A 25,265-nucleotide genomic window follows, 5' to 3' on the forward strand; every position below is an offset into this window, starting at 1 on the left:
CATGGCTGAGTTGCGTGGAGCGCTGATCGGCTGCGGCTTCTTCGCCGTCAACCAGATGCATGGCTGGCGCGATATAGACGGCGCCTCGATCGTCGCCATCTGCGATCGCGACCCCGAGCGACTACGGATCGTCGGCGACCAGTTCGGCATCGAGCGGCGCTATGGCGATGCGGCCGCGATGTTTGCCGGCGAGACGCTCGACTTCGTCGACATCGCCACCACCGTCGGCAGCCATCGGCCGCTGGTTGAGATGGCTGCGGCCAACCGCGTGCCCGTGATCTGTCAGAAGCCGTTTGCGCCGTCGCTGGCCGACGCCAAGGCCATGGTGAAAGCCTGCGCGGATGCCGGCGTGCCGCTGATGGTGCACGAGAACTTCCGCTGGCAGTCGCCGATCCAGGCGGTGCGCGCGGTTGTCGACGGCGGTGACATCGGCAGGCCGTTCTTCGGGCGCATCTCGTTCCGCTCGGCCTATGATGTGTTTTCCGGTCAGCCTTATCTGGCGACGGGCAAGCGCTTCATCATCGAGGATCTCGGCATCCACATCCTCGACGTCGCACGCTTCCTGCTCGGCGACGTATTGAGCCTCACGGCGCGTACTGCGCGCGTCAATCCAGCCATCGCCGGCGAGGACGTGGCGACGATGCTGATGGATCATGAGGGCGGCGCAACCTCCGTGGTCGATTGCAGCTATGCGACGAAGCTTGCCACCGAGCCGTTCCCGGAGACACTGATCGAGCTTGACGGGACGGACGGCACGATCCGCCTGGCGCAGGGCTACCGCCTCACGGTCACCGGCAGGAGCGGCACCAGCGTCACCGACGTGTCGCCGCCGCTGCTTTCCTGGGCGTCGCGGCCGTGGCACAACATCCAGGAAAGCGTCGCGGCGATCCAGAAGCACTGGGTGGACTGCCTTGCCGCTGGCAAGGAACCCGCCACCACCGGCGCCGATAACCTCAAGACATTCGCGCTGGTCGAGGCCGCCTATGCCGGTGCGGCCAGCCGGCAACCGGTACGGATCAACGAGCTGCTCAAATGACCGCTGATCCGTTCCTGCTCTACGGCACGCACGCGGTCGAAGCCGAGCCTGTCAGGCTCAGCGCAGGACCGCTTAGCGCCGATTTCGTCAATGGCAATCTGCGCACCATTCGCCACGCCGGCACCGAGGTGCTGCGCGCCATCGCCTATATCGTGCGCGACCGTGACTGGGGCACTTATGAACCGGCGCTGGCGGATCTGGCCATCGAACAGAAGGACGACCATTTCTCGGTGCGCTATTCGGCAAGCTGCGAGGGGCCGGACGGAAGCAGGCTCGGCTTCCAAGCCGCGATCGACGGCCGTGCGGATGGCCGGCTCAGCTTCGATGTGACCGCCCTGCCCCAGAGCGATTTCGAGACCAACCGTTGCGGTTTCTGCATCCTGCATCCGATCGCCGACCTCGCCGGCAGCCCGGTGAAGGTCGAGCAAACGGACGGCACCATCGTAAATACCAAGCTGCCGCTGCTGATCGACCCCTGGCAGCCTTTCAAAGACATGCGCGCCATCACTCATCAGGTGCGGCCGGGCGTTAGCGCCGAATGCCTGATGGAAGGCGACATTTTCGAGATGGAAGACCAGCGTAACTGGTCGGATGCCTCCTACAAGACCTATGTGCGGCCGCTCGCTCTGCCATGGCCCTATATGCTGCCGGCCGGCCAGCCGATGCGACAGACGATCGGCCTGCGCATCACCGGTGGCTCCAAGGAGACTGCCAAGGCAATAGGCGCCGAGCCGATCCGCATCGAACCAGGCGAGACCGGCGCGAAGCTGCCCGATGTCGGCGTGGTCATTTATCCGGAAGATGTCGAGGCGGCGCAGGGCAACCTTCCGCTGCTCAAGAAGCTTGGCCCACAGCAGTTCCTCCTCTATTACGATCCGACACGCGGCCACGGCCGGGACGCCTTGCAGGCTCATGCCAGGCTCGCCGCCGCATATCCGGCCTCCACAATGCTCGAATGCGTGGTCGCCTGCGCCGGCGATCTCGAAGCAGAACTCTCGGGTGTCGCCGACATGGTGCGCCGGGCGGGCCTGCGGCTCGATGCCGTCGCTGTGTCGCCGTCTGTCGACCGGCAGTCGACGCCGCCCGGCAGCACTTGGCCAGCCTGCCCGCCGCTGCAGGACGTCTATGCAGCGGCGCGACGCGCCTTTCCAGACCTCCGTCTCGGCGGCGGCATGTTCAGCTATTTCACCGAGCTTAACCGCAAGCGCGTTCCCGCCGGCCAGCTCGATTTCATCACCCATTGCACCTGCCCGATCGTGCACGCAGCTGACGATCTCAGCGTCATGCAATCGCTGGAGGCGCTGCCCTTCATCACCCAGTCGACAAGGGCGATCTATGGGGCGAAGCCTTATCGCATCGGCCCGTCGACGATCGCCATGCGGCAGAATCCTTATGGCGGCGCCACCAAGGACAATTCAAACGGCCAGCGCATCGCAATGGCCAATCGCGATCCGCGTCATGCCGGCTTGTTCGCCGCCGCGTGGACGATCGGCTACGCCGCGCGTGTCGCGCCGGCCAAGTTGGAGATGCTGACGCTCTCCGGCTTCACCGGGCCATTCGGTGTGCTGGCGACAACCGGCGAGCCCGCCGAGGAGGGAAAGCCGCGACCGATCTTCCACGCGATCCAGGGTCTTGCCGCGCTGGCCGGCCACACGCATATCGCTATGCGCTCAACTGATGAGAACCGTGTGGCGGTGCTTGCAGGACGTTCGCCGGCTGGCGCCATCACAACTTGGCTGACAAACCTCACACCGGACAATGTCGCGGTCGATGTCTCGCCGGTTGTCGGCCAAGCGGGAGGGCCGGTCAGCGTCTGGGACGCTGCGGGCGAGCACACCCTTGAACTTAGCGCGCTTTCAGGGCGCTTCACCATGCCGGCTTACGCAATAGCCCGGATCGGCTGAGCGAGGTTACTTCTCGGAGCTCATGACATAGAGGGCGCGTGAGCGCTCGAGGTGCTTGATCATCGCCTTCTCGGCGCCGTCGGCGTCCCCCTTCTCGATGCGGCCGATGATCTCCTCGTGCTCGGTCAGCGTGAACTTTTCCTTGCCGGTCCAGATCAGCATTTCCGTATGGTATTCCTTCAGCCAGCCGAGCATCGCCTCGCTGACCGCGACATAGATCGGATTACCGGAGATCGCCGCGATCTGGGTGTGAAGCTTCATGTCGGCGGAGATGAAGGCCTCGGCATCCCCGCGCGCGCCACGTTGCTCGGCGACGGTTGCCCTGAGCCGCTGAACGTCCTCGGGCGTGGCCTTCTCCGCCGCTTCCCTGACCATGCCGCGCTCGAAGAAGATGCGCGCGCTCTTTAGATGCTCCAGCGTGTCTTTCGATGACGACAGAATGATCTTGGCCGCGCCGTCGACCTGCTTGATGATCGATTTGGCGGTGAGCTGCAGCACCTTCGCGCGCTCGCCATGCGAGATGGCGACAAGGCCCATATTGCTCAGTGCTTGCATCGCTTCACGAATCGCCGGCCGGCCGACCTCGAAGCGCTCCATCAGTTCGCGCTCGGACGGCATGTCGTCGCCCGGCTGCAATTCACCGCTAGTGATCAGCCGCTTCAGCCTGGCAAACACTTCATCGGAAAGCTTGCGTCGGACGATCGGTTCCGAACGGTTCATCGCCGCGAATCACTCCCTTGGCCCTGCTTCCAATCTAGCACCGTGACCGCAATTTCCGGAATGTCCATCGTCCTTTGGCGCCGCGCCAGCCAGGATATTGCTTGCAATGCTTATGTACTCATTATACCAGATTTTGGACCCAGGGAATTCTTTTCCTGGCATTTCGACTGGGTATTGCCGGCCATGATCACCCTCACCTATCGCATCGAGACCTCGGGGAGCATCGAGGGACTGGCGGCTAAGATCGCTAGCGACCAGTCGACCGGCACCTTCGTCGCGCTGCCGGGTGAAACCGAGGAGTTGAAGGCGCGCGTGGCGGCGCGCGTGCTGGCGATCCGGCAACTGCCGGATACGGCGCAACCTTCCATTCCCGAGGCCGGCAGCGGTCCCTTCAAGCGTGCCGATGTCGACATCGCCTTCCCCTTGGACGCGATCGGCACCGATCTCGCGGCACTGATGACGATTGCGATCGGCGGCACCTATTCGATCAGGGGCCTGTCCGGTATCCGGGTCATCGACATGAAGCTGCCGGAAGAATTCAAGGGCGCCCATCCCGGCCCGCAATTCGGTGTCTCCGGCAGTCGCAGGCTGACCGGCGTCGAAGGCCGCCCGATCATCGGCACCATTGTCAAGCCGGCGCTTGGCTTGAGGCCACACGAGACGGCCGCGATGGTGGGCGAGCTGATCGGAGCCGGCGTCGACTTCATCAAGGACGACGAGAAGCTGATGAGCCCGGCCTATTCGCCGCTGTCGGAACGGGTGAAGGCGATCATGCCGCTGATCCTCGACCACGAGCAGAAGACCGGCAAGAAGGTGATGTATGCCTTTGGCATCTCGCATGCTGATCCGGACCAGATGATGCGCAACCACGATCTGGTGCTCGAGGCCGGCGGCAATTGCGCGGTGGTCAACATCAACTCCATCGGCTTCGGCGGCATGGCTTTCCTCAGGAAGCGTTCCGGGTTGGCGCTGCATGCGCATCGCAATGGCTGGGACATCCTGACCCGCCACCCCGGCCTCGGGATGGATTTCAAGGTCTGGCAGCAGTTCTGGCGGCTGCTGGGCGTCGATCAGTTCCAGATCAATGGCATCGGCTCGAAATACTGGGAGCCGGATGACTCCTTCATCCGCTCTTTCGAGGCGGTGACGACGCCGGTGTTTTCGCCTGAGGATTGCGCGCTGCCTGTGGCCTGCTCCGGCCAATGGGGTGGACAGGCGCCGGAAACCTATCGACGCACAGGGCGCACGATCGACCTGCTTTACCTCTGCGGCGGCGGTATCGTCAGCCATCCGGACGGGCCGGGCGCCGGCGTGCGCGCCGTGCTGCAGGCCTGGCAGGCAGCGGTCGAGGGCATTCCGCTGACGGAATTTGCCAAAGCCCATGTGGAACTGGCGCGCTCGATCGAGAAGTTCGCCGACGGCAGGGCGGCCTGAGCATGCAGAACCTGCTGCTCAGCTACTACGGCGACGACCTCACGGGCTCGACCGACGTCATGGAGGCGCTGGAACTCGGCGGCGTGCCGACCGTGTTGTTTATGCACAAGCCGGATGCCGGACTGATGGCGCGCTTCGCGCATTGCCGTGCCGTCGGCCTTGCCGGCACCAGCCGCAGCGAGTCCCCGCGGTGGATGGACACGCATCTGACCGACGCCTTCTCCTGGCTGAGGTCGCTTCAAGCCGATATCTGCCATTATAAGGTCTGCTCGACCTTCGATTCCAGCCCGACGATCGGCAGCATCGGCCGGGCGATCGAGATAGGCCGCGCGGTGTTTACGCAGGATTGCGTGCCGCTGGTGGTCGGTGCGCCGCAACTCAAGCGCTACACCGCCTTCGGCCATCTCTTCGCGGCCTATCGCGACCGGTACTACCGCATCGACCGCCACCCAGTGATGAGCCGCCATCCGGCGACACCGATGGATGAATCCGATCTCCTGGTTCATCTGTCCCGCCAGACGAACCTTGCCTCGGGACTGCTCGACTTGGCGACGCTGCAATCGACATCACGGTCGGAGGCCCTGGACCGCCTTGCCGGGGACAACAGCATCGTGCTTGTCGATGTCGACAGCCGTGAAACGCAGGCGCTAGGCGGCAAGGAAATATGGCAACGCCGCAAGCCGGGCGGGTATTTTGTCGTCGGCTCCTCCGGCATCGAATATGCGTTGCTCGCTGAATGGCAGGGGAATGCATTGGCAAGCGTGAGCTTCCCGCCGCCTGGCGCCACCGACCGCATCGCGGTGGTGTCCGGCAGTTGCTCGCCGACGACGGAGCGGCAGATCCGGCATGCGATGAGCGACGGCTTCGACGGCATCGAGGTCGACCCGGTCGAACTTGTCTCCGAGCATTCCGAAAAGGCGATCGCACGCGCGGCAACGGCCGGTCGCGCCAGCCTGGAAGCCGGGCGCAGCGTCATCCTATACACGGCGCTCGGACCTACAGCCGACCGCGGCGCCGAGATCGACCGCCAGTACGGCGCCCGCCACAAGCTCGGCCGCGGGCTTGGCGAACTGCTTCGCTCATTGACCGTGGAGCAGAGATTGAAGCGCGTGATCATCGCCGGCGGCGACACGTCCAGCCATGCGCTTGGCCAGCTCGGCGTCGACGCGTTGACGGTGAGAATGCCGCTGCCGGCGTCGCCCGGCTCGCCGCTTTGCGTCGCCTATTCCAGCATCGAGGCGATCGACGGGCTGGAGGTCGCGCTGAAGGGCGGACAAGTCGGAACGGATCGCTATTTCTCGGCCATCCGTGACGGTCTCGGGGATTGATAGCCCGATGCTGCATTCGACCCGCTGCCACCAGGAGACTGACCGATGACGCAGACGCCGCAAGTCTGGATCGGCACCAGTTGGAAGATGAACAAGACGCTGGCGGACGCGCGCGCCTTCGCCGGCGGGCTGCTTGCCGGCCCGCAAGGCGATGCTCGTATCCAGCGCTTCGTCATCCCGCCCTTCACGGCAGCCCGAGAGGTCAAGGCGATGCTGAAGGATACGTCCGTCAAGGTCGGAGCCCAGAATATGCATTGGGCCGACGAAGGGGCATGGACCGGCGAGATCTCGCCGGTGATGCTGAAGGACTGCAATCTGGATATCGTCGAGCTCGGCCATTCCGAGCGCCGTGAGCATTTCGGCGAAACCGACGAAACCGTGGCCCTCAAGACGGAAGCCGCGGTGCGCCACGACCTCATTCCGCTGATCTGCATTGGCGAGACATTGGCCGAACGCGAGTCCGGCCTTGCCAGCGAGGTTCTCGCCAGCCAAGTGCGCGGCGCACTCTCCAAGCTCGGCGCCACGCAGAAGAGCGCGCCGATCCTGCTCGCCTACGAGCCGGTCTGGGCGATCGGTGCAAACGGCATTCCAGCAACCTCGGATTATGCCGACGCTCGCCAGGCGGAGATCGTCGCTACTGCCCAAGACGTGCTCGGGCGCCGTGTCCCTTGCCTCTATGGCGGTTCGGTCAATCCCGGCAATTGCGCCGAACTAATCGCATGCCCGCATATCGACGGGCTGTTCATCGGGCGCTCCGCCTGGGCTGTCGAGGGTTATTTCGACATCCTGTCCAGATGCGCCGCAACATTATGAAGGAGACGATCATGAAGCTCGCGGTTGCAGGCGACAGCGCCGGCGAAGGCTTGGCCAAGGTTCTCGCGGATTACCTGAAGGACAGGCACGAGGTGTCGGAGGTGTCGCGCACCGGGGCCGGTCCCGATCTATTCTACGCCAACCTGTCAGACCGGGTCGCGAGCGATGTGCTGGCCGGCAAATATGACCGGGCTATCCTGATCTGCGGCACCGGCATCGGCGTCTGCATCTCGGCCAACAAGGTGCCAGGCATCCGCGCGGCGCTGACCCACGATACGTATTCGGCCGAACGCGCCGCGCTGTCGAACAATGCCCAGATCATCACCATGGGCGCGCGCGTCATCGGCACAGAACTGGCGAAGTCGATCGCCGATGCCTTCCTGAAGGAGACGTTCGATCCGCAGGGGCGGTCGGCAGGCAATGTTGCCGCTATCGACCAGGTCGACGCAAAGTACAACGCCCGCTGAGACTTCGCGGCTTCATGCTTCGCGATCTTGGTTGGACCAGAAGAAGACTGTTTCCCCGCCGTCGCGAAAAACTCTAGTCTCACGATCGGAGACGATACAGGGAGACACGAATGAGCCTGACGCAGAAGCTGATCAACGACGGCAATGCCGCCGTGGACGAAATGCTGGTTGGTATCATGGCCGCGCATCCCGAGCATCTCTGGCGTCCTGACAACGCCCCGCGCGCGGTCGTTGCCAAACACGGTCCGCGTACCGGGAAGGTGGCGCTGGTCATCGGCGGCGGCTCAGGCCATGAGCCGACCTTCCTGGGCTATGTGGGCAAGGGACTGGCGGATGCCGCAGCGATCGGCAACGTCTTCGCCTCGCCGCCGCCGCAGCCGGCGGTTGACGCGGCGATCGCTGCGAGCGGCGGTGCAGGTGTCCTGTTCATGTATGGCAACTATGCCGGCGACGTGATGAACTTCGACATGGCTGCCGAATTGCTGGAGATGGAAGGCATTGAGGCACGCACGGTGCTGACCACCGACGACATCGCGTCGGCGCCGCGCGACCAGCAGCAAAAGCGCCGCGGCGTGGCCGGCAACGTGTTCATCTTCAAGGCCGCTGGTGCTGCCGCCGACATGATGATGCCGTTGGACGAGGTGGAGCGGATCGCCCGCCACGCCAACGACCGCACCTTCACCATGGGCGTGGCGCTCTCGTCCTGTTCACTGCCGCAGACGCGGAAGCCAAGCTTCGATCTTCCCGTTGGCGAGATGGAGATCGGCATGGGCATCCATGGCGAGCCTGGCGTGCGGCGCGGGCCGTTGCGTCAGGCCGACGATGTGGCCGACGAAATCATGGACGCCATCCTGGCGGAAATGAAGGCGCCGGCCGGCGATCGTGTCGCGGTGCTGGTCAACTCGCTCGGCGCGACGCCTCTGATGGAACTCTATATCCTGAACGCGCGGATCGCGGAACGCCTGAAGGCCGCCGGGCTAGTCGTCCACAAGACCCTTGTCGGCCCCTATTGCACGTCGCTCGACATGGCCGGAGCCTCGATCACCATCATGCATCTCGACGAGGAATTGCAGCGCATGATCGATCATCCTTGCGACTGCGCTATGTTCCGGAGCTGAGCGAGATGGAGTTCACGATCGGGGATTTGAGAGCCCTTCTTCGCGCCTTCTCCCAGCGGATGGCGGCCGAGCGCGACAGGCTTTGCGCGCTTGACGGGGTGATCGGCGATGCCGATCACGGCATCGCCATGGAGCAAGGCATGAAGGCTGCGGCCGATGCGGCGCAAGCGGCCGAAGGCACGCTGCAGGACGTCTTCAATGCCGCTGCCAAGGGCTTTCTCAATGCAGTCGGCGCCTCCTCAGGGCCACTCTACGCAACCGCCCTTCTGCGCGCCGGCAAGGCGGCGGGTTCACGCGCAGCCATGCCGAGAGCTGAGTTGCGGACGATTATTGTGGCGATGCGCGATGGCATCGCCCAGCGTGGCAAGGCCGAACCCGGCCAGAAGACAATGCTCGATGCCTGGGGGCCGGCCGCAGACACCGCAGTGGACGGTCAGAGTGCCGATGCCATAGTCGCAGCAGCCCAGCAGGGAGCAGAAGCGACACGCAACATGGTTGCGACTGTCGGTCGTGCCGCACGTCTCGGCGAGCGTTCTTTGGGCCACCCAGATCCGGGCTCGATTTCGGCCGCTATGCTGGTCGAAGAAATTTGCAATGCGATGAAAGCCGCTTGACCGTCCTTTAGTCGGCGATGAGCTCCCGGCGAATGGGCTGACTGGCACCGCAAGCCCAGCCGTATCTAAGCTATTGTCGTTTGTTTCTGGTTCTGAAGCGACTTCGACCTACCCGTATGGTGTCCGGCAATGTCTGCTTCCGGGAAAAGGCGAGGCGAAGATCTCTGCCCGACATCAGGCGCATAGCTGTCGTTCATATGGGAAATGTGTGATGAAGCGCGTTATCCGAACAGCGCCCATATCATAAGCCGGTGCCTTATAAACCGACCAAAAATCGAACCTAATACCCGCTTTGTCCATAAGCACCCGCAATTCGGGCTGAGGTGCGACCCAGATTCGGAAAGTTCCAGGAACCCCAGAGAAATTGGATGCCGCATCGGACTTTAAGGCCCATGGATATCGCAGCGAACGTTCGCGATGGAACGGCCAACATCGGTGGCAAGAGAACGTCCGAATGGGACTGTCGGCGGCTCCGTCGTGGGAACGAAAAAAGAAGAGAAGCAGAACGTTTGTGTGCGATTTTTGCACACGGTTTCCCGCAACTGTCTGATATCACTTAGCTATCTGCCCGATCCATCATTGGTGCTATGGCGAGCGTCGTCTGCATAAGCCTATTCAATGCTGTTTGCCCTGTCATAATCAAATCTGTCAGCGCAATATACCGCATTCTCTTTTATTTTCAGATACTTCGACGACAGGGACATAAGTCCCATTTCGAGAGGGACCATTTTCCCAAGTCACATAGTTATTAAAAAATCAATAGTCCAGTTTTAATTTTCCACAAATAAGAGTAAACATTAGCTGCTCATAATATGAGCAGTGGAGGCGTGCAGGCAGTCATGCCTGTTGGGGAGGGGCGGTTAGTATGCCCTCATCATTTATCTTCGGCGCCCGCCGTGGGCGGATTGCCGATGCGCACAGGACGCATCCCCCCAGCAATGTCTGACGGGGCAAGGAGCGGAGGATCAGCGGCGGCTCCTCCGAACCCCCTCTACCCCTCCCGAGAGTCAATTCACCACTCCAGCTTTCTTTAACGATGGCGCGTAGCGCTGGCCTGGCCAGCGGATGTGCGTCCGTGCGGCCGGTTGCCAGCGTTGGGGCTGAAATCGCGCTGCCGCATTGAAACCAGGGAGAATTTCCAATGGCACTCGATATCACAGCTCAAGACATCATCATCGACGAGACCACCGGCCCGCAGGATGACGACATCAACCCGGCCCTTCCGCCGCACAGCACCAACGACACGCTTACCTATCTCTTGGGCCTCGACGGTCCGGGAGGGCTGGCCTCACCCGAGGTCGCCTTCCAGAGCGACTTCGTGATCGCCACGGCAAATGCGGGCGAAACCATCACCTCGGTTATTCTCACGCAGAATGCCTCCGGAACTCCGTTTTCGACCACCGTCGGCGTGAACAGCGGCATCCGGACGGTCGATGGCAATTATGTCTGGCTGTTCCAAGATCAAACTCACCCAAACGTTGTGATCGGCGTCATTGGGACCTCAAACGCGGCCACCATGCCCGCCCCGACCGGCCCACTCGCCTTCTCGTTTGGGCTGGCCAGCACCAGCGCCACCAATGCAGACCTGTACCTGGTTCAGTATGTGCCGTTGTTCCATCCGGATGGAACTAACCCGAACGACCAAATCGATCTGCTCAACAAGGTGTTCGCATCGGTCACGGGAACGACCGTGCTCAATTTCAGCCAGCTCGGCGACGCCCCTCCCGGACACAACAATTGGTACATCCTCGACGCCGACGTCGCGAGCTCACAGAAGATCCTTGTCACCGCTCACGACAATGGGGTGCAGGCTGAAGTCAACGTCAGCACGCAAGGCCTGGGCGTCTCATCCCAGGATGTACGCTTCGGCCGTGAGCTTCAGATCGATCTGATAAATGGCGGCACCCAGAGCGCTGGCAAGAACTTTACCGACACGCCGCTCGCGCCCAACTACACCGACCACATCGAGAACGTCTCCGGCGCAGGTTTCTCGATCTCGCAGTCCACACCCACCAACACCGTGGCCGATATTGAGGTCCACGCCTACAACAATAACGACAACGCGAAAGGCTCCGTGTTGCCGGGTGACGACAACGATACCGAGATCAATATCACCGGAGTGACGTTCAAGCTGAACGGCGTCGCGACGACGGCCGCCGCCCTGGGCATTACAGTTGATCTCAGCGGCACCGGAATGGTCCTGCACAACGTCCGCGAGGGCGTGACTGTCGATTTCACGACCGCGGGCGGCTCGGGCGGAACGTTCGACCGATTCACCATCAAGAATATCGACACGGAGAAGGACTATTTCGACGTCAAGGAAGTGCACTTTGCTGGGAACGTGGCCAACGCCTACAACGAACAAGTCGGCTCTTTCATCAACTTCAACGACGATGGACCAAGCATTTCGACGACCGGCACCGAGCCGACGCTGACCGTTGACGAGACGATTCTTGGCACCAACGACACGAAGAGCTTTGCCGCCAACTTCAGCCCGGTCTACGGGGCAGACGGGGCGGGCACGGTGACCTACGCGCTTAGCTTTACGGCAGGTTCGACCGGACTTGTCGACACCGCGACTGGGCAGCCTGTCGTCCTCTCGCTGAGTGGCGGCGCCATCCAAGGTCGCACAGCCACGAGCAACGACCTCGTGTTCACGGTCTCTGTCGACGCTTCGGGCAACGTCACCCTCGATCAGATCCGCGCGGTGGTCCATCCCACCAGCGACCCGGACGAGAGCAAGACTCTGGCAGCCGACAATTTGATCCAACTCACCGCGACCGTCACCGACAAGGACGGTGACCACGCACCGGCCACCCTCGACATCGGCCAGAATCTCAACTTCAAGGACGACGGGCCGAGCATCTCGACGACCGGCACCGAGCCGACGCTGACTGTCGATGACACGGTTCTTACGACCAACGACACCAAGAGCTTTGCAGCGAACTTCAGCTCGGCCTTCGGGGCAGACGGAGCCGGCACGGTGACCTATGCGCTCGGCTTTACAGCGGGCTCGACCGGACTTACCGACACCTTAACCGGTCAGGCGGTCGTCCTCTCGCTCAATGGTGCCATCATCGAAGGTCGCACCGCCACAAGCAACGACCTTGTGTTCACAGTCTCCGTTAGCGGTACCGGTGGCGTCACCCTGGATCAGCTCCGGGCAGTGGTCCATCCGACCAGCGACCCGGACGAGAGCAAGACGCTGGACGCGGATAACCTGATTCAACTCACCGCGACCATCATCGACAAGGATGGCGATCAACAGGCGGCCACACTCAACATCGGCCAGAACCTCGTCTTCAAGGACGACGGGCCGACGATCACGGTGCCGTTCGACGGGGACCCCGTTACCCCAGGTATCCAGCACGAGACGCTGGCCAACACGCTCAACGCGTCGGCCACCGGGGCCTTCGGCTACGATGTTGGCGCGGATGCCCACCCAGCCGCGTTCTACGACACCACGCACTCGGACTTTGTCGACCAGGACGTCGTGGCTACCGGCATCCAGCTCAGCCTTGGTGGCAACCTCACAGGTCTTGTCCCCAACACGCAGACGCCGTTCATTAGCTCGTCCGCGACGCTTCAGTCGGAAGACGCCACCCAGGCAACGTTCAACTGGCAAATCTCGTACGACAGCGACCCGAATACGGCCGGCGACCAAACGGCCACGGCGGGCGGTACCCTAGTCTTCAACAAGGATGCTGACACCTACACCATCACCTTGAACGACGCGGTGGAGGGCTTCACCAAAGACATCCTGCACACCAATGAGCTTCTATCCAAGGAGCCCACGAGCAATGTCGGCCACCCGAACATTGTGGTGGAGAAGCTCTTCGAGGCGGACAGCACTCCCGAAACGACCGACCGGGACTTTTTCGTGCAGTTCACGGCGAACTCGGTCACCAATACCATTAAGTTCGGTCTTAACTCCACCGGCGACAGCGACAACGCGACACCCACCGACACCGCGTGGAACCCTGGCGATCTGGTCACCAACAACCACGAGGACTGGGTGTCTGCCACCCAGAGCACGAACGGGGTCGCGGGCGACACCATCCAGAAAGGCGAGTTGCTGACGCTGCGGTTCTTCGACACCAGCCCTGGCATCGGCACCGAGATCGTCACCCCCAGCCAGACGGCGGCCGACATGGCCATCAAGTTCGACGGGATCGGCACCAGTGAGGACCTGATGGTCATCCTTCAGCTCGTCAGCAGCACGGACAGTAGCGTGCATACCACGAAGGCGATCTACATCGAGAACGCCGACATCTACAAAATGGGGCAGGTGCCTACCGCATACGCAGCGGACTTCCCACTCGATAATAACGACGGCCTCATCATCATCGAGAGGAACGACTACAATGGTGTCGGCGAGAATTGGGTGATCCAAGGTGCCCAGATCATGCAGTCCGGCAACGGAATCACCGGCGACGGCACGGCGATCGACCTGAACCGAGCCACTGGCTCAGGTGGCGGCAGCTCTCAAACCACATTGGTGAACTGGGACCCGACCGACAACGACGTCTTGAAGATCGTGGACCTCGGCTTCACCTCGACGCAGACCACGACACCGGACGCGCACCTCGACTTCGGCGTCCAGATCGCGGACGCGGATGGCGACACGACAGCGGTGCAGCACATTCTGGTCGACATCGCCTGACGCCCGCCTTACGGGGGCAGCCGATGCTGCCCCCGTAACGACACCGGCCCAGGCGCCAATTCAACGCCGGGGCCGGGCACTGACAAAAGGCATCGAAGCGGGGGGTCCGTGATGCAACCAAGACCGCAATTCCAGGAAGTGATGCATCTGGCCCGCCATCAGGTGCCCGCCCTCCTTCTCTTCAGCCTGCTTACCAATCTCCTCCTGCTCGCCAGCACCGTCTACATGCTGCAGATCTACGACAGGGTGCTGTCGAGCGGGTCGATCGACACGCTGCTATGGCTTACCCTTGCCGTCATCGGCGCCATCGCCGTCTATGGCCTGCTGGAACACGCCCGCCGGATGATGCTCGGCCACATCAGCCAGTGGCTGGACGACCAGCTCAGCGTTCCGGTGATCGAACGCGCGATGGAGGCGCGCCTGGCCGGCAGCAACCTCGAAACCGGCCTGAAGGACGTGGGCGATCTGCGCGGCTTCATTGCCGGCGATGGCATACTGACTTTCCTCGACGCGCCATGGACGCCGGTCTTCCTGGCATTCATGTGGTTTCTGCATCCGGCATTGGGTGTAGTCGGCCTTGCCGGCGCCGTGCTCCTGTTCTGCGCCGCGCTCGCCAACGATTTCCTCACCCGCCGCAAAGGCCAGGATGCGGCAGCGGGGCTTCGCCGCAGCCAGGCCGCCGTCGGTCAATTTGTCGACGGCGCCGAGACATTGCGCTCGCTCGGCATGTCCGAGCCGGCGCTGCGGCGGTGGGAGCAAAACCAGCAATCGCTGATCGACATCCAGACCCGGATTTTACAGCGCACCACCATCATCGGCAGCCTGTCGCGTTCGCTGCGTCTCGCCCTTCAGGTGGCCGTGCTGGGGCTAGGCGCCTATCTCGTCCTGCGCCGCGAGCTGACGCCGGGCTCGATGATCGCGGCTTCCATCCTGCTCAGCCGCGCGCTGGCGCCGATCGAGCGCTCGATAGGCGCCTGGCGCAGTCTGGTCAGCGCGCGGACCGCGCGCCGCAACCTGATGAAGCTTTTCGCCGAGACCAGGTCGATGCAAACAGTCGGCGTCAGCCTGCCCCGCCCGCAAGGCCGGCTGATGCTCGAAAACCTGCATTATTGTGCGCCAGGGACGTCGCAGGCGCTGCTGAACGCGATAGGCTTCGGCGTCGAACCCGGCCAGACCTGCGGCGTGATTGGCCCATCCGGCTCGGGCAAGACCACGCTCTGCCGTCTCATTGTCGGCACGCTGCGGCCCTCGCTCGGCCACGTCCGGCTGGATGGCGCGGAGGTCTGGAACTGGCCTGCGGAGGAACTCGGTCAGCATATCGGATATCTGCCGCAGCAGGTCGAGCTGTTCCCTGGAACGATCGCCGAGAACATCGCCCGCCTGCGTGACGTCGACAGCGAAGCGGTCATAGCCGCGGCACAACTCGCCGGCATCCACGAGATGATCCTGCGACTGCCGAGCGGCTATCGCACCGAAGTCGGACCGCATGGGGCCCGGATATCGCGCGGCCAGCGCCAGCGCATCGCGCTGGCCCGGGCGCTATTCGGTGACCCGCCGCTGATTGTCCTCGACGAGCCGAACACCGGCCTCGACGGCGAAGGCGAAGTGGCGCTGTTCAACGTGCTCCAGCAGCTCAAGGAGCGGGGCCGCACGGTGGTCGTCATCAGCCATCAGACCAATCTTCTGCGCACTGCCGATCATATCGCCCTCATCCGCGACGGATCCCTTTCGATGTTCGGCACGCGCGACGAGGTGCTCGGCGCGCTGGCAGGCCAGTCCAGGCACATCCCGGTGCCGGCGGCCATACGGGACAAGATCGCCGCCAATGCGCCAGCAAACCGGAAGGCAGGGGAGTGAGCCATGGGCGGTGATCGATTTGGCGACTTCTCGACGATGCTGGACAGGCTGATGGATAGCTTGGGCGCGTTGGCGGACAGGCTGTCCATTTCCGCAGGCGATCTGGTCGCCGCGGCATCGATTTGGTTCCGCGGCCTGAACCAGCCGACGCGCATCACTATGATTGCGGCCGCGGGCGTGCTCGTCCTGCTGCTGGTTTCACGCTTGGTCCGGCGGTCACCTGCCCTCCGCGCCAGCGGCCGCGACCTGAACCGACGGACGCGGCCAGCGCGCATGCTGGGCTATGTGTCGGCGATCGTCTTCGTGGGCGGCACCGCCGCGTGGTCAAGCGTCGCCCTTCTGGCAAGCGCTGTCGTCGCCAACGGCGTTGTCAGCCCCGAGGGCTATCGCAAGACCGTTCAGCATCTGGAGGGCGGCATCATCGGCGCGATCCACGTAAAGGAAGGCGACAAGGTGAGCGCCGGCCAGGTGCTGATCAGCCTGAAGACGACCGACGCCCAAGGTCGCTATGACGAGTTGCAAGGCCACTATATCCGACTGTTGGCGACCGAAGCGCGCCTGGTCGCGGAGCTTGCCGGGCAGGACCGGATCACCTTCCCCAAGGAGCTGACATCGATCGACAGCGAGACGGCGCGAAAGGTGGTCGCCGAGGAACAGGCGCTGCTCGACAGCCGCCTGGCGACCCGTGCGGGGCGCACGCAAATCCTCAACAAGCGCATCGCGCAAATCCAGGAGCAAAGTACAGGATCGAGGGAGGTGATTGCCGCCGAGGCCGAGCAGCTCAGGCTGATCGACCAGGAGATCGCCTCAGCGCAGGAAATGTACAAACAGGGACTGGAGCGGCTGCCGCGGATACTGGCGCTGCAGCGGTCCCAGGCCGAGATCCGCGCCAATCAGGCGTCGAACCGCGCGCAAGTGGCACACAACGACCAGCAGATCGGCGAGACCGAGTTCCAACTCCTCAACCTGCGCCAACAGGACAGCGAGAGCGCCAATGAGGATCTCGCAAAAGTGCGAGGGGACCTGGCTGAACTGCGCAGCCAATTACCTTCGCGCCAGGATGTGCTGGCCAGGACCGACATTGTCGCACCAATCGCCGGAACGGTGATGAACCTGCGCATAACGACCGAATCGGGCGTGATCGCAAGCGGCCAGGCGCTGCTTGATATCGTTCCCAACGAGCCCAATCTGGTCATCGATTCACGCATCAAGCCGGCGGATATCGACGTGGTACATCCTGACATGCCGGCTCGCGTGGTGTTGTCGGCCTATCCGAGCCGGCATCTGCCGCAAATCCATGGCCTGCTCACATCGGTGTCGGCCGACCGGCTGACGGACGAAAAGACCGGCGAGCCTTATTTCCTCGCCAAGGTCAAAGTCGACACCGCCGATCTCGCAGAGCTGCATGACGTGCACTTGTCGCCCGGCATGCCGGCGGAGGTCATGATCCTGACGGGAGAGCACACTTTGCTCGACTATATGCTGGCCCCGGTGCAGGCTTCGCTCACACGCTCTTTCAAAGAAAACTGAGCCGACAACAGCACAGCGACGTCGACCATAAGCCGACGCCTCATCGTCGCATCTTTCAGCGCAGCCGCGGGGGCGTGACGGCGCTAGCGCCTCAGGGCGTGGACATTGTCCATCGATGCGCCGCCCAGCGGCAGCGCCATGTCGTCGTCGAGCAGCCGGGTGATGCGGGCAAAGCCGACAAAGGCTTTGCGCGCTTCCTCGGCCGACATCTTGCCCGACAGTGCCGCCGCACAGCAATTCAGGGCGCATTGATAAACCGGGCCGCGCCGTCCCGTTGGCCACTTCCGCAGGAACACCATCGCCTCGGAGACGCTATCGACTTCCTCCACAGGGTATCCCTGCCCACGCGCAATTCGCACTGGGGTAAAGAAATGCAAGCGATCCATAATTATCCTCCCGGTCGACCGCAGCGCAGTCGAACCGCAATAAACGCACGTCCCGCGAATCGGTTCCAAACAAATTTGGTTGCCGATGGAAAAAGTTCGAAACGCGGGCCCGCGCCTGACATGCGCGAAAATCAATTGGCGACTCAGCCAATGCAGGCCTGGAGCCGTCGGATAACGGCGATTCTCATTGAATATCTTTAAGGCGAAAGCCGGCAAATGGGTTGCTTGCCGGTTACCCTGCGTCAGGCTTAACCTCCGCGGTCACCGCGTGAGGGCGCGTTTGCAAAAAGGGGAACACTTGCAATGACCATTCAAGGCGCATCGCCTGACCTCTACAATGAGGATCTGGCTCCCGCAACGGTCAGGAACTGGGGACCGTTTTCGATCTTCAACGTCTGGACCTCCGACGTCCATAGCCTCTGGGGCTACTACCTGGCGGCAAGCCTGTTTCTGTTCTGCGGCGGCTTCGTCAACTTCATCATCGCCATCGGCATCGGCTCGCTGATCATCTATGCGCTGATGAATATGGTCGGCTATGCCGGCGTGAAGACCGGCGTGCCCTACCCCGTGCTTGCCCGCGCCTCCTTCGGCATCTGGGGCGCCAACGTCCCGGCGCTGGTGCGGGCGATCGTCGCCTGCTTCTGGTACGGCGCCCAGACGGCCGCGGCGTCGGGCGCGATCGTGGCGCTGCTGACGCGCCTGCAATGGTTCGACGAGTTCAACAAGAGCTCGCACCTTCTGGGACACTCGACGCTGGAGGTGATCTGCTTCGTCATCATCTGGGCGCTGCAGTTGCTGATCATCCAGAAGGGCATGGAAACCGTCCGTCGCTTCCAGGATTGGGCCGGCCCGGCCGTGTGGATCATGATGCTGATCCTGGCCATCTATCTTTGCGTGAAGTCCGGCACTTTCGCCTTCACCAGCGACATCCCGATGGATGTGCTGCTGGACAAGACCAAGGACGCCGGCGTTCCGGGCGAGCCGGGATCCTGGACCGCGCTGTTCGCGGTGGCGGCGATCTGGGTGACCTATTTCTCGGCTCTCTACCTCAACTTCTGCGATTTCGCCCGCTACGCGCCGGACAATGCGGCCCTGCGCAAGGGCAACATCTGGGGCCTGCCGGTCAACCTCATCCTGTTCTCGCTGGTCGCCGGCGTCACCACGATCGCCGCCTATGACGTCTACCATGAGGTGCTGCTGCATCCCGACCAGATCTCGGCCAAGTTCGACAGCTGGTTCCTGGCCGCTCTCGCCGCGCTGACCTTCGCGGTGGCGACGCTGGGCATCAACGTCGTGGCGAATTTCGTCTCGCCGGCGTTCGATTTCTCCAACGTCTTCCCGCGCCAGATCGACTTCAAGAAGGGCGGTTACATCGCGGCGCTGATCGCCCTGGTGCTCTATCCCTTCGCGCCATGGGAAGGCAGTGCGGCTTCCTTCGTCAACGTCATCGGCGCGACGATGGGACCGATCTTCGGCGTGATGATGGTCGACTACTACCTGATCCGCAAAAGCGAGGTCGACGTTGAAGCACTCTATCGCGAAGACGGCGAGTTCCGTTTCCAGAGCGGGTGGCATGTCAACGCCTTCATCGCTGCCGGCATCGGCGCCATCTTCTCCTCGATCCTGCCCAACTTCACCAACTGGCTGCCGTCCTGGTGGGGCGTCTATGGCTGGTTCTTCGGCGTGGCCATCGCCGGCGTCGTCTACTACGTGCTGCGCACCATGGCGCTCGGCGCAGGTGCGAAGGTGGCGAAGGCCTGAAACAAGGCAGTAGGCAGTAGGGCTTAGGCAATAGAGAATGCCACCCTACTGCCTACTGCCTACTGCCTACTGCCTACTGCCTACCATCTCCGCCAGACGGCGCACCGTGTTCCAGTTGCGCGACGTGCCGATGCCAAGGCGTTTGTGATTGGCCGCGGCAAGCAGCCGCGAGCTCGGCCGCTCACGCGAGAAGACAAGCCAGATATCGCCGTCTACCACCTGCACCAACTCGTCGTCGGCTGCATAGGGCTGGAGGGCTTCGACGGTGTCCGCCGGCAGCGGCTCGCGCATCACGCGCACCGCAACCTGATCGGCCGCGTCCGCTGATTCGCCCGGAAACGGATTGGCGGCGGCAAGCTTCAGCCAGTCCTCGGCACCGCGCACGATGATGTCGACATGCCGGCCGAAGCTTTTCTCGAACGCCCTTTCCAGCCGGCCCTCGAGCTTTGAAAGCTCGCCTGTGCGCGCCTCGAACACCAGATTGCCTGTCGCAACCAGCGTGCGGACGTTTTTCAGCCCGAGGCTTTCCGCCATGGCCTTCAGGTCGGACATGACCACCCGCCGCCCCTCGCCCAGGATGATGCTGTAGAGCAGCGCGACATAAGTTTGCATTACGGTCCGCATAGCTGGCACGCAGGCCGGAGCTAAGGCGTGCTGAGATTCAGGTCAGGCCGAGTCGAAAATGGTGGGTTCCGAGAACCGGAGCGGAACGTACTTGAAGTACGTGAGCACCGGAAGCGCAGGAAGCCGCCATTTGCAGGCCGGCCTCACCTGAATATCAGCACGCCTAGACGAGCCGCGACTGATCCACTGCAGCCGAGATAAAGCTCGCGAACAGCGGATGCGGGTCGAGCGGGCGGCTCTTCAGTTCGGGGTGATATTGCACGCCGATGAACCACGGGTGGTCAGGATATTCGACCGTCTCCGGCAGCACGCCGTCGGGCGACATGCCGGCAAACACCAGGCCGCAATCCTCGAGCCGCTGCTTGTAGTCGATGTTGACTTCGTAGCGGTGACGGTGGCGCTCGGAAATCTGCGTGTCGCCGTAAATATCCGCTATCTTCGAGCCCTTGGCGAGCTCGGCCTGATAGGCGCCAAGCCGCATCGTGCCGCCGAGATCGCCTGCGGCCCTGCGCTTCTCAAGCATATTGCCCTTCAGCCACTCGGTCATAAGGCCGACGACGGGCTCGTCGGTGGGGCCGAACTCGGTCGACGACGCATGGTCGACACCCGCCAGCGAGCGGGCCGCCTCGATGCAGGCCATCTGCATGCCGAAGCAGATGCCGAAGTAAGGCACCTTGCGCTCGCGGGCGAACTTTGCCGCCAGGATCTTGCCTTCCGAACCGCGCTCGCCGAAGCCGCCGGGAACGAGGATGCCATGCACCTTCTCCAGCCACGGCGCCGGGTCTTCCTTCTCGAAGATCTCGCTTTCGATCCAGTCGAGCTTGACCTTGACGCGATTGGCGAGGCCGCCATGCGACAGCGCCTCAATCAGCGATTTATAGGCATCCTTGAGGCCGGTGTATTTGCCGACGATGGCGATCGTCACCTCGCCTTCCGGATTGTGGATGTGGTTGGAAAGCTTCTGCCACGGCTCCATGCGGGGCTTCGGCGCCGGGTCGATACCGAAGGCCGCCAGCACTTCCGAATCGAGGCCCTCCTGGTGATAGGCCAAAGGCACGTCATAGATATGCGGCACGTCCAGCGCCTGGATGACGGCGCTTTCGCGCACGTTGCAGAACAGCGAAAGTTTCCGGCGCTCCTCCTTCGGGATCGGCCGGTCGGCGCGCACCAAAAGGATGTCGGGCGCGATGCCGATGCCGCGCAGTTCCTTGACCGAATGCTGCGTCGGCTTGGTCTTCAGTTCGCCGGCCGTCGGGATGTAGGGCATCAGGGTCAGATGCACATAGACGGCGTTGTTGCGCGGCAGGTCGTTGCCGAGCTGTCGGATCGCTTCCAGGAACGGCATCGCCTCGATGTCGCCGACCGTGCCGCCGATTTCGCACAGCACGAAATCGTAGTCGTCATTGCCGTCCAGTACGAAATGCTTGATCTCGTCGGTGACGTGCGGGATCACCTGCACGGTCGCGCCGAGATAGTCGCCGCGCCGCTCGCGCTCGATGATGTTCTTGTAGATGCGGCCGGTGGTGATGTTGTCCTGCTGGTTCGCCGAGCGCCCGGTGAATCGCTCGTAATGGCCGAGATCGAGGTCGGTCTCGGCGCCGTCATCGGTCACGAACACTTCGCCGTGCTGATACGGCGACATCGTCCCGGGATCGACATTGAGATAAGGATCGAGCTTTTTGATCCGCGCGCGATAGCCTCGCGCTTGCAGAAGAGCCCCAAGAGCTGCTGCGGCGATGCCTTTTCCGAGTGAGGAAACCACGCCGCCTGTGATGAATACATATCGCGCCATGGGAGTCATCGCTTAACGCGGCCTGATTGATTCCGCCAGAGAAAAAACCGCCGCGAAGGCTTTTTCCCAAAATGGCGACGGGGCCCGCACGGGCTTGGATTCAGTCAAAACAAAAGGGCCGGCGATGCCGGCCCTTTCGGCAGTTTGACGGAAAAGCCTTAGATAATAACAACCTTCGTGCCGATCTTGACGCGGCTGTAGAGGTCCATGACGTGCTCGTTGATCATGCGGAAGCAGCCATTGGAGGCGCTGGTTCCGATCGACTGCGGCGCGATTGTGCCGTGGATGCGCAGATGCGTGTCCTTCTTGCCGTCATAGAGATAGATGGCGCGCGCGCCGAGCGGGTTCTCGCCGCCGCCGGGCATGCCGTCCTTGTATTGGCCGTAATGCTTCGGCTCGCGCTTCTGCATGTCGAGCGTCGGTATCCAGCGCGGCCATTCCTGCTTGTCGCCGACGGCTACCGTGCCCTTGAACTGCAGGCCTTCGCGGCCGACCGCGATGGCATAGCGGCGTGCCGTGGAAAACGACTCGACGAGGTAGAGGCGGCGCGCGCTGGTGTCGATGACGATGGTGCCCGGCTCATAACCGGTGAACGTGACGTCCTGCGGCACGAATTCCGGCTTCACCTTGAACGGCCGCTTGGCGGCCTTCTTGGCCAGCGCCGAATCAAGCGCACGGGTCTCGGGCAGGTAACTGATCGAGCTCACCGACGAGCCGCCGAAGAGGCCGGCAAACAGCCCGCCGCTGCTCGTCTGCTTCTGGCCGGGCTGCTCACTGCGCAACTCGCCATTGTTGCCGGTAGCGGTGATGTTCATGACCTCAGCCGGGATAGGCTCCTCGGCTTTGACCGGCATGATCTGCGCCACCGGGTCCAGCGGCGCGATGATCTTGGTGGTCTTCTTGGCCGGTTTGGCGTCGGCGACCTCAGCCGTCGCGGCAGTGCCCTTCTTGGCGAGCCATTCCTGGCGCGCCGCGTCAGCCTTGGCCTTGGCGGCCTCGCGCATCGCCATCTTGCGAGCTTCGAGCGCCTTATCGTTTGCCGCTTGCTTGTCGGCAGCGATCTTGGCCTCGAGCTTGCCGATCTGCGCGAGATCGTCCGAGGTCGGATTTTTCTTCTTCTTGAGAAGCCTCAGCTGCGATGCGTCGCTCTTGGCGGCGGCAACGGGAATGGCATCGGTTTTCTCTACCGACGGGGAGGAGACCATAGTTGCCGGTCCGGCAAGGGCCGCGGAACCCATGCCGAGGACGGCACAGACTCCCAAAATGATGAAGCTGCGAAGCTGCATGGCGAAGATCCGATCGTTCAATGCGTGTTGCCCACGGCGTCGCCCGGCGCCCCCCAAGGACGCCAAAAGTGCCGCGCGCAATCTATAATCGATTAGCTGTCATCGCCTCAAGCTGAGGCAGGCGCCACGCCCGGTTGAATCTTCGTGATCGGGCGCGCATTTGCCGCGACTGTGTTCAAAGAACAACAGATCGCGGCAGTGCTTGTCCGGCTACTGGTTCGGAACCTGAGGGGTGACCGGCAAGGTGACGCCGTTGGTCGCCGGCGCGGTGCTCGGATTCGCGGGCGCCGGAGCAGGCGTTGTGGCCGGAGCCGGCGCTGTGGCGCCGTTGGCAAGCGGCGTGGTGCTCGTCGCACCGCCAGCCGGAGCCGCGGGAGCAGAGCCGCCGGTCGGGGCTGCGGGCTGCGAGCTGCCCACCGGTCCGTTCGATCCCGGCAGCTGGTTGAGCACGCCGTTGCCCTGGCTGGACGTTGCCGGGCGGTCGAGGATGTCGATCGGCTTTTCGCCGTAGCGGGCAAGGATCGACAGCGCCAGCGACGTCACGAAGAAGGCTGCCGCCAAGATCGCGGTGGCGCGCGTCAACGCGTTGGCGGCGCCACGAGCGGTCATGAAACCGGAACCGCCGCCGATGCCCAGGCCGCCGCCTTCGGAGCGCTGCAGCAGCACCACGCCGACGAGGGCGAGCACGACCATGAGGTGGACGACGATCAGTACGGTTTCCATAATTTATCCTGGCGAGGCCTTGCGCGAGCGCGCATACGACCGATGATTTGGAGGCGGCTCCTTACAATGCTTTGGCGGCATTTCCAAGCCCGTGGCCGGGAATATGGGAACCAATGCGGCCATTACAACGATTTAGCCCACGCGAGCCCGGGAGACGGCTAGGGTGTGTTGAGATTCAGGTCAGGCCGAGCCGAGAACGGTGGTTTCCGAGAACCGGAGCGGAGCGTACTAAAGTACGTGAGCACCGGAAGCGCAGGAAACCATCGTTCGCAGGCCGGCATCACCTGAATATCAACGCAGGCTAAGCCATGTTCATATAAGCTTCCGCTATGGCCAGGAAGTCGGCTGCCTTCAGGCTGGCGCCGCCGACCAGCGCGCCGTCGACATTGTCGACGCCGAGCAGTTCCACCGCGTTGGAAGGCTTGACCGAGCCGCCGTAAAGAATGCGCGTCCTGGCCGCGGCATCGCCGAGCAGCGCGGTCAGCTTGCCCCGGATATGCGCATGCGCCTCGGCGACATCGGCGGCGGTCGGCGTCAGGCCGGTGCCGATCGCCCAGACCGGCTCGTAGGCGATAATGGTGTTGGCGGCGGTGGCGCTCGCCGGCACGGAACCGTCAAGCTGGCGCGACAGGACGTCAAGGGTGGCGCCCGCCTCCCGCTCGGCGCGCGTCTCGCCGATGCAGATGATGGCCACCAGCCCAGCCCGCCAGGCTGCCGACGCCTTGGCATGGACCATTGCATCGTCGTCGCCGAACAGCTCGCGGCGCTCGGAATGACCGACGATGACGTGGCTTGCGCCGGCATCCTTGAGCATCTCGGCCGAAATCTCGCCCGTGAAGGCGCCGCTCTCCTTGGGATGGCAATCCTCTCCACCGGCACGCACCGGCGTGCGCGACAGGATCTCGGCGGCGCGCTGCAGCAAGGTCGCCGGCACGCACACGACCGCTTCGGTCTCCGCGTCGAGCCCGCTCATGAACCCGTTGCCTATCGACCGCAGCTCGTTGAGCGAGGCGCTGGTGCCGTTCATTTTCCAATTGCCGGCGACAAGCGGGCGGATTCCAGGGGTCATGGGGCGCGTTCTCCGAGCGACATTAAGCAGCGCCCTCACTACCAAAATCAGGTCACAAAGCAATCGACAGTGGGCCGGAAGGGCGCTATTGCGCTTGTTTCAGACTCGGCGCACGCGAAAATGCGCAAAAATCGGAAGTA

The 25,265-nt window shown here is 63.0% G+C and carries 19 protein-coding genes; 12 read left to right on the forward strand and 7 right to left on the reverse strand.

What is annotated here, in order from left to right; genetic code table 11:
• Position 1: 1 nt before the first annotated feature.
• Together LB526_RS19265 and LB526_RS19270 are read left to right on the forward strand one after the other, a co-directional pair.
• Positions 2 to 1,036: a Gfo/Idh/MocA family protein gene (locus LB526_RS19265; protein ID WP_224629250.1), complete on the forward strand. Its 1,035-nt coding sequence runs from the start codon at positions 2 to 4 to the stop codon at positions 1,034 to 1,036.
• Positions 1,033 to 2,940 (forward strand): hypothetical protein, encoded by a 1,908-nt coding sequence (locus tag LB526_RS19270; RefSeq protein WP_224629251.1) that lies wholly within the window; start codon positions 1,033 to 1,035, stop codon positions 2,938 to 2,940. The genes LB526_RS19265 and LB526_RS19270 overlap by 4 nt, the downstream gene beginning before the upstream one ends.
• Positions 2,941 to 2,946: 6 nt before the next feature.
• Here LB526_RS19270 and LB526_RS19275 read toward each other — a convergent pair whose 3' ends face one another.
• Positions 2,947 to 3,660 carry a transcriptional regulator NanR gene (locus LB526_RS19275; RefSeq protein ID WP_224629252.1) on the reverse strand — a complete coding sequence of 238 codons (714 nt, stop codon included), beginning with the start codon at positions 3,658 to 3,660 and terminating at the stop codon, positions 2,947 to 2,949.
• A 183-nt stretch (positions 3,661 to 3,843) separates the two neighbouring features.
• Here LB526_RS19275 and oiaX point away from each other — a divergent pair, with 183 nt between their 5' ends.
• The 9 genes from oiaX (at position 3,844) to LB526_RS19320 (ending at position 17,484) form a co-directional block, all read left to right on the forward strand.
• A complete protein-coding gene (oiaX, locus tag LB526_RS19280; RefSeq protein WP_224629253.1) occupies positions 3,844 to 5,094 on the forward strand; it encodes a 3-oxo-isoapionate-4-phosphate decarboxylase OiaX in 1,251 nt (416 codons plus the stop codon).
• Positions 5,095 to 5,096: 2 nt separating this feature from the next.
• The gene (locus tag LB526_RS19285; protein WP_224629256.1) at positions 5,097 to 6,422 is read left to right on the forward strand and encodes a four-carbon acid sugar kinase family protein; all 1,326 of its coding nucleotides are present in this window, start codon (positions 5,097 to 5,099) and stop codon (positions 6,420 to 6,422) included.
• A gap of 45 nt (positions 6,423 to 6,467) precedes the next feature.
• A complete protein-coding gene (locus LB526_RS19290; RefSeq protein WP_224629257.1) occupies positions 6,468 to 7,235 on the forward strand; it encodes a triose-phosphate isomerase in 768 nt (255 codons plus the stop codon).
• Positions 7,236 to 7,246: 11 nt separating this feature from the next.
• Positions 7,247 to 7,702 (forward strand): RpiB/LacA/LacB family sugar-phosphate isomerase, encoded by a 456-nt coding sequence (locus LB526_RS19295; RefSeq protein ID WP_224629259.1) that lies wholly within the window; start codon positions 7,247 to 7,249, stop codon positions 7,700 to 7,702.
• 110 nt (positions 7,703 to 7,812) lie between these two features.
• Positions 7,813 to 8,820, forward strand: a complete 1,008-nt coding sequence (locus LB526_RS19300; protein ID WP_224629261.1) for a dihydroxyacetone kinase subunit DhaK — start codon at positions 7,813 to 7,815, stop codon at positions 8,818 to 8,820.
• 5 nt (positions 8,821 to 8,825) lie between these two features.
• Complete coding sequence (gene dhaL, locus LB526_RS19305) at positions 8,826 to 9,434, forward strand: dihydroxyacetone kinase subunit DhaL (protein WP_224629263.1); 609 nt, start codon at positions 8,826 to 8,828, stop codon at positions 9,432 to 9,434.
• 1,141 nt (positions 9,435 to 10,575) lie between these two features.
• Complete coding sequence (locus LB526_RS19310; RefSeq protein ID WP_224629265.1) at positions 10,576 to 14,097, forward strand: DUF5801 repeats-in-toxin domain-containing protein; 3,522 nt, start codon at positions 10,576 to 10,578, stop codon at positions 14,095 to 14,097.
• A gap of 111 nt (positions 14,098 to 14,208) precedes the next feature.
• On the forward strand, positions 14,209 to 15,954 hold the full coding sequence (locus tag LB526_RS19315; RefSeq protein ID WP_224629343.1) for a type I secretion system permease/ATPase: 1,746 nt from the start codon (positions 14,209 to 14,211) through the stop codon (positions 15,952 to 15,954).
• Positions 15,955 to 15,957: 3 nt separating this feature from the next.
• Positions 15,958 to 17,484 carry an HlyD family type I secretion periplasmic adaptor subunit gene (locus LB526_RS19320; RefSeq protein WP_224629267.1) on the forward strand — a complete coding sequence of 509 codons (1,527 nt, stop codon included), beginning with the start codon at positions 15,958 to 15,960 and terminating at the stop codon, positions 17,482 to 17,484.
• 83 nt (positions 17,485 to 17,567) lie between these two features.
• On the opposite strand, the gene LB526_RS19325 is transcribed toward LB526_RS19320, so the two are convergent.
• Positions 17,568 to 17,870 (reverse strand): DUF982 domain-containing protein, encoded by a 303-nt coding sequence (locus LB526_RS19325; RefSeq protein WP_095765383.1) that lies wholly within the window; start codon positions 17,868 to 17,870, stop codon positions 17,568 to 17,570.
• 303 nt (positions 17,871 to 18,173) lie between these two features.
• Between LB526_RS19325 and LB526_RS19330 the strand changes: the two genes are divergently transcribed.
• Positions 18,174 to 19,631 carry an NCS1 family nucleobase:cation symporter-1 gene (locus LB526_RS19330; RefSeq protein WP_224629268.1) on the forward strand — a complete coding sequence of 486 codons (1,458 nt, stop codon included), beginning with the start codon at positions 18,174 to 18,176 and terminating at the stop codon, positions 19,629 to 19,631.
• Between the two features lie 66 nt (positions 19,632 to 19,697).
• Here LB526_RS19330 and LB526_RS19335 read toward each other — a convergent pair whose 3' ends face one another.
• The 5 genes from LB526_RS19335 to tpiA all read right to left on the reverse strand — a co-directional run bounded on the left by LB526_RS19335 (position 19,698) and on the right by tpiA (position 25,125).
• Positions 19,698 to 20,243 carry a DUF1697 domain-containing protein gene (locus LB526_RS19335; protein ID WP_224629270.1) on the reverse strand — a complete coding sequence of 182 codons (546 nt, stop codon included), beginning with the start codon at positions 20,241 to 20,243 and terminating at the stop codon, positions 19,698 to 19,700.
• 175 nt (positions 20,244 to 20,418) lie between these two features.
• Entirely contained in the window at positions 20,419 to 22,056 is a 1,638-nt protein-coding gene (locus LB526_RS19340; protein ID WP_140542386.1) for a CTP synthase, read from the reverse strand.
• Between the two features lie 149 nt (positions 22,057 to 22,205).
• Positions 22,206 to 23,333, reverse strand: a complete 1,128-nt coding sequence (locus tag LB526_RS19345; RefSeq protein WP_224629272.1) for a L,D-transpeptidase — start codon at positions 23,331 to 23,333, stop codon at positions 22,206 to 22,208.
• A gap of 210 nt (positions 23,334 to 23,543) precedes the next feature.
• Complete coding sequence (gene secG / locus LB526_RS19350) at positions 23,544 to 24,056, reverse strand: preprotein translocase subunit SecG (RefSeq protein WP_224528672.1); 513 nt, start codon at positions 24,054 to 24,056, stop codon at positions 23,544 to 23,546.
• 301 nt (positions 24,057 to 24,357) lie between these two features.
• A complete protein-coding gene (gene tpiA / locus LB526_RS19355; RefSeq protein WP_224544481.1) occupies positions 24,358 to 25,125 on the reverse strand; it encodes a triose-phosphate isomerase in 768 nt (255 codons plus the stop codon).
• Between the last annotated feature and the right edge of the window lie 140 nt (positions 25,126 to 25,265).

It is taken from the genome of Mesorhizobium sp. CA6 (assembly GCF_020165035.1).
Taxonomy (GTDB): domain Bacteria; phylum Pseudomonadota; class Alphaproteobacteria; order Rhizobiales; family Rhizobiaceae; genus Mesorhizobium.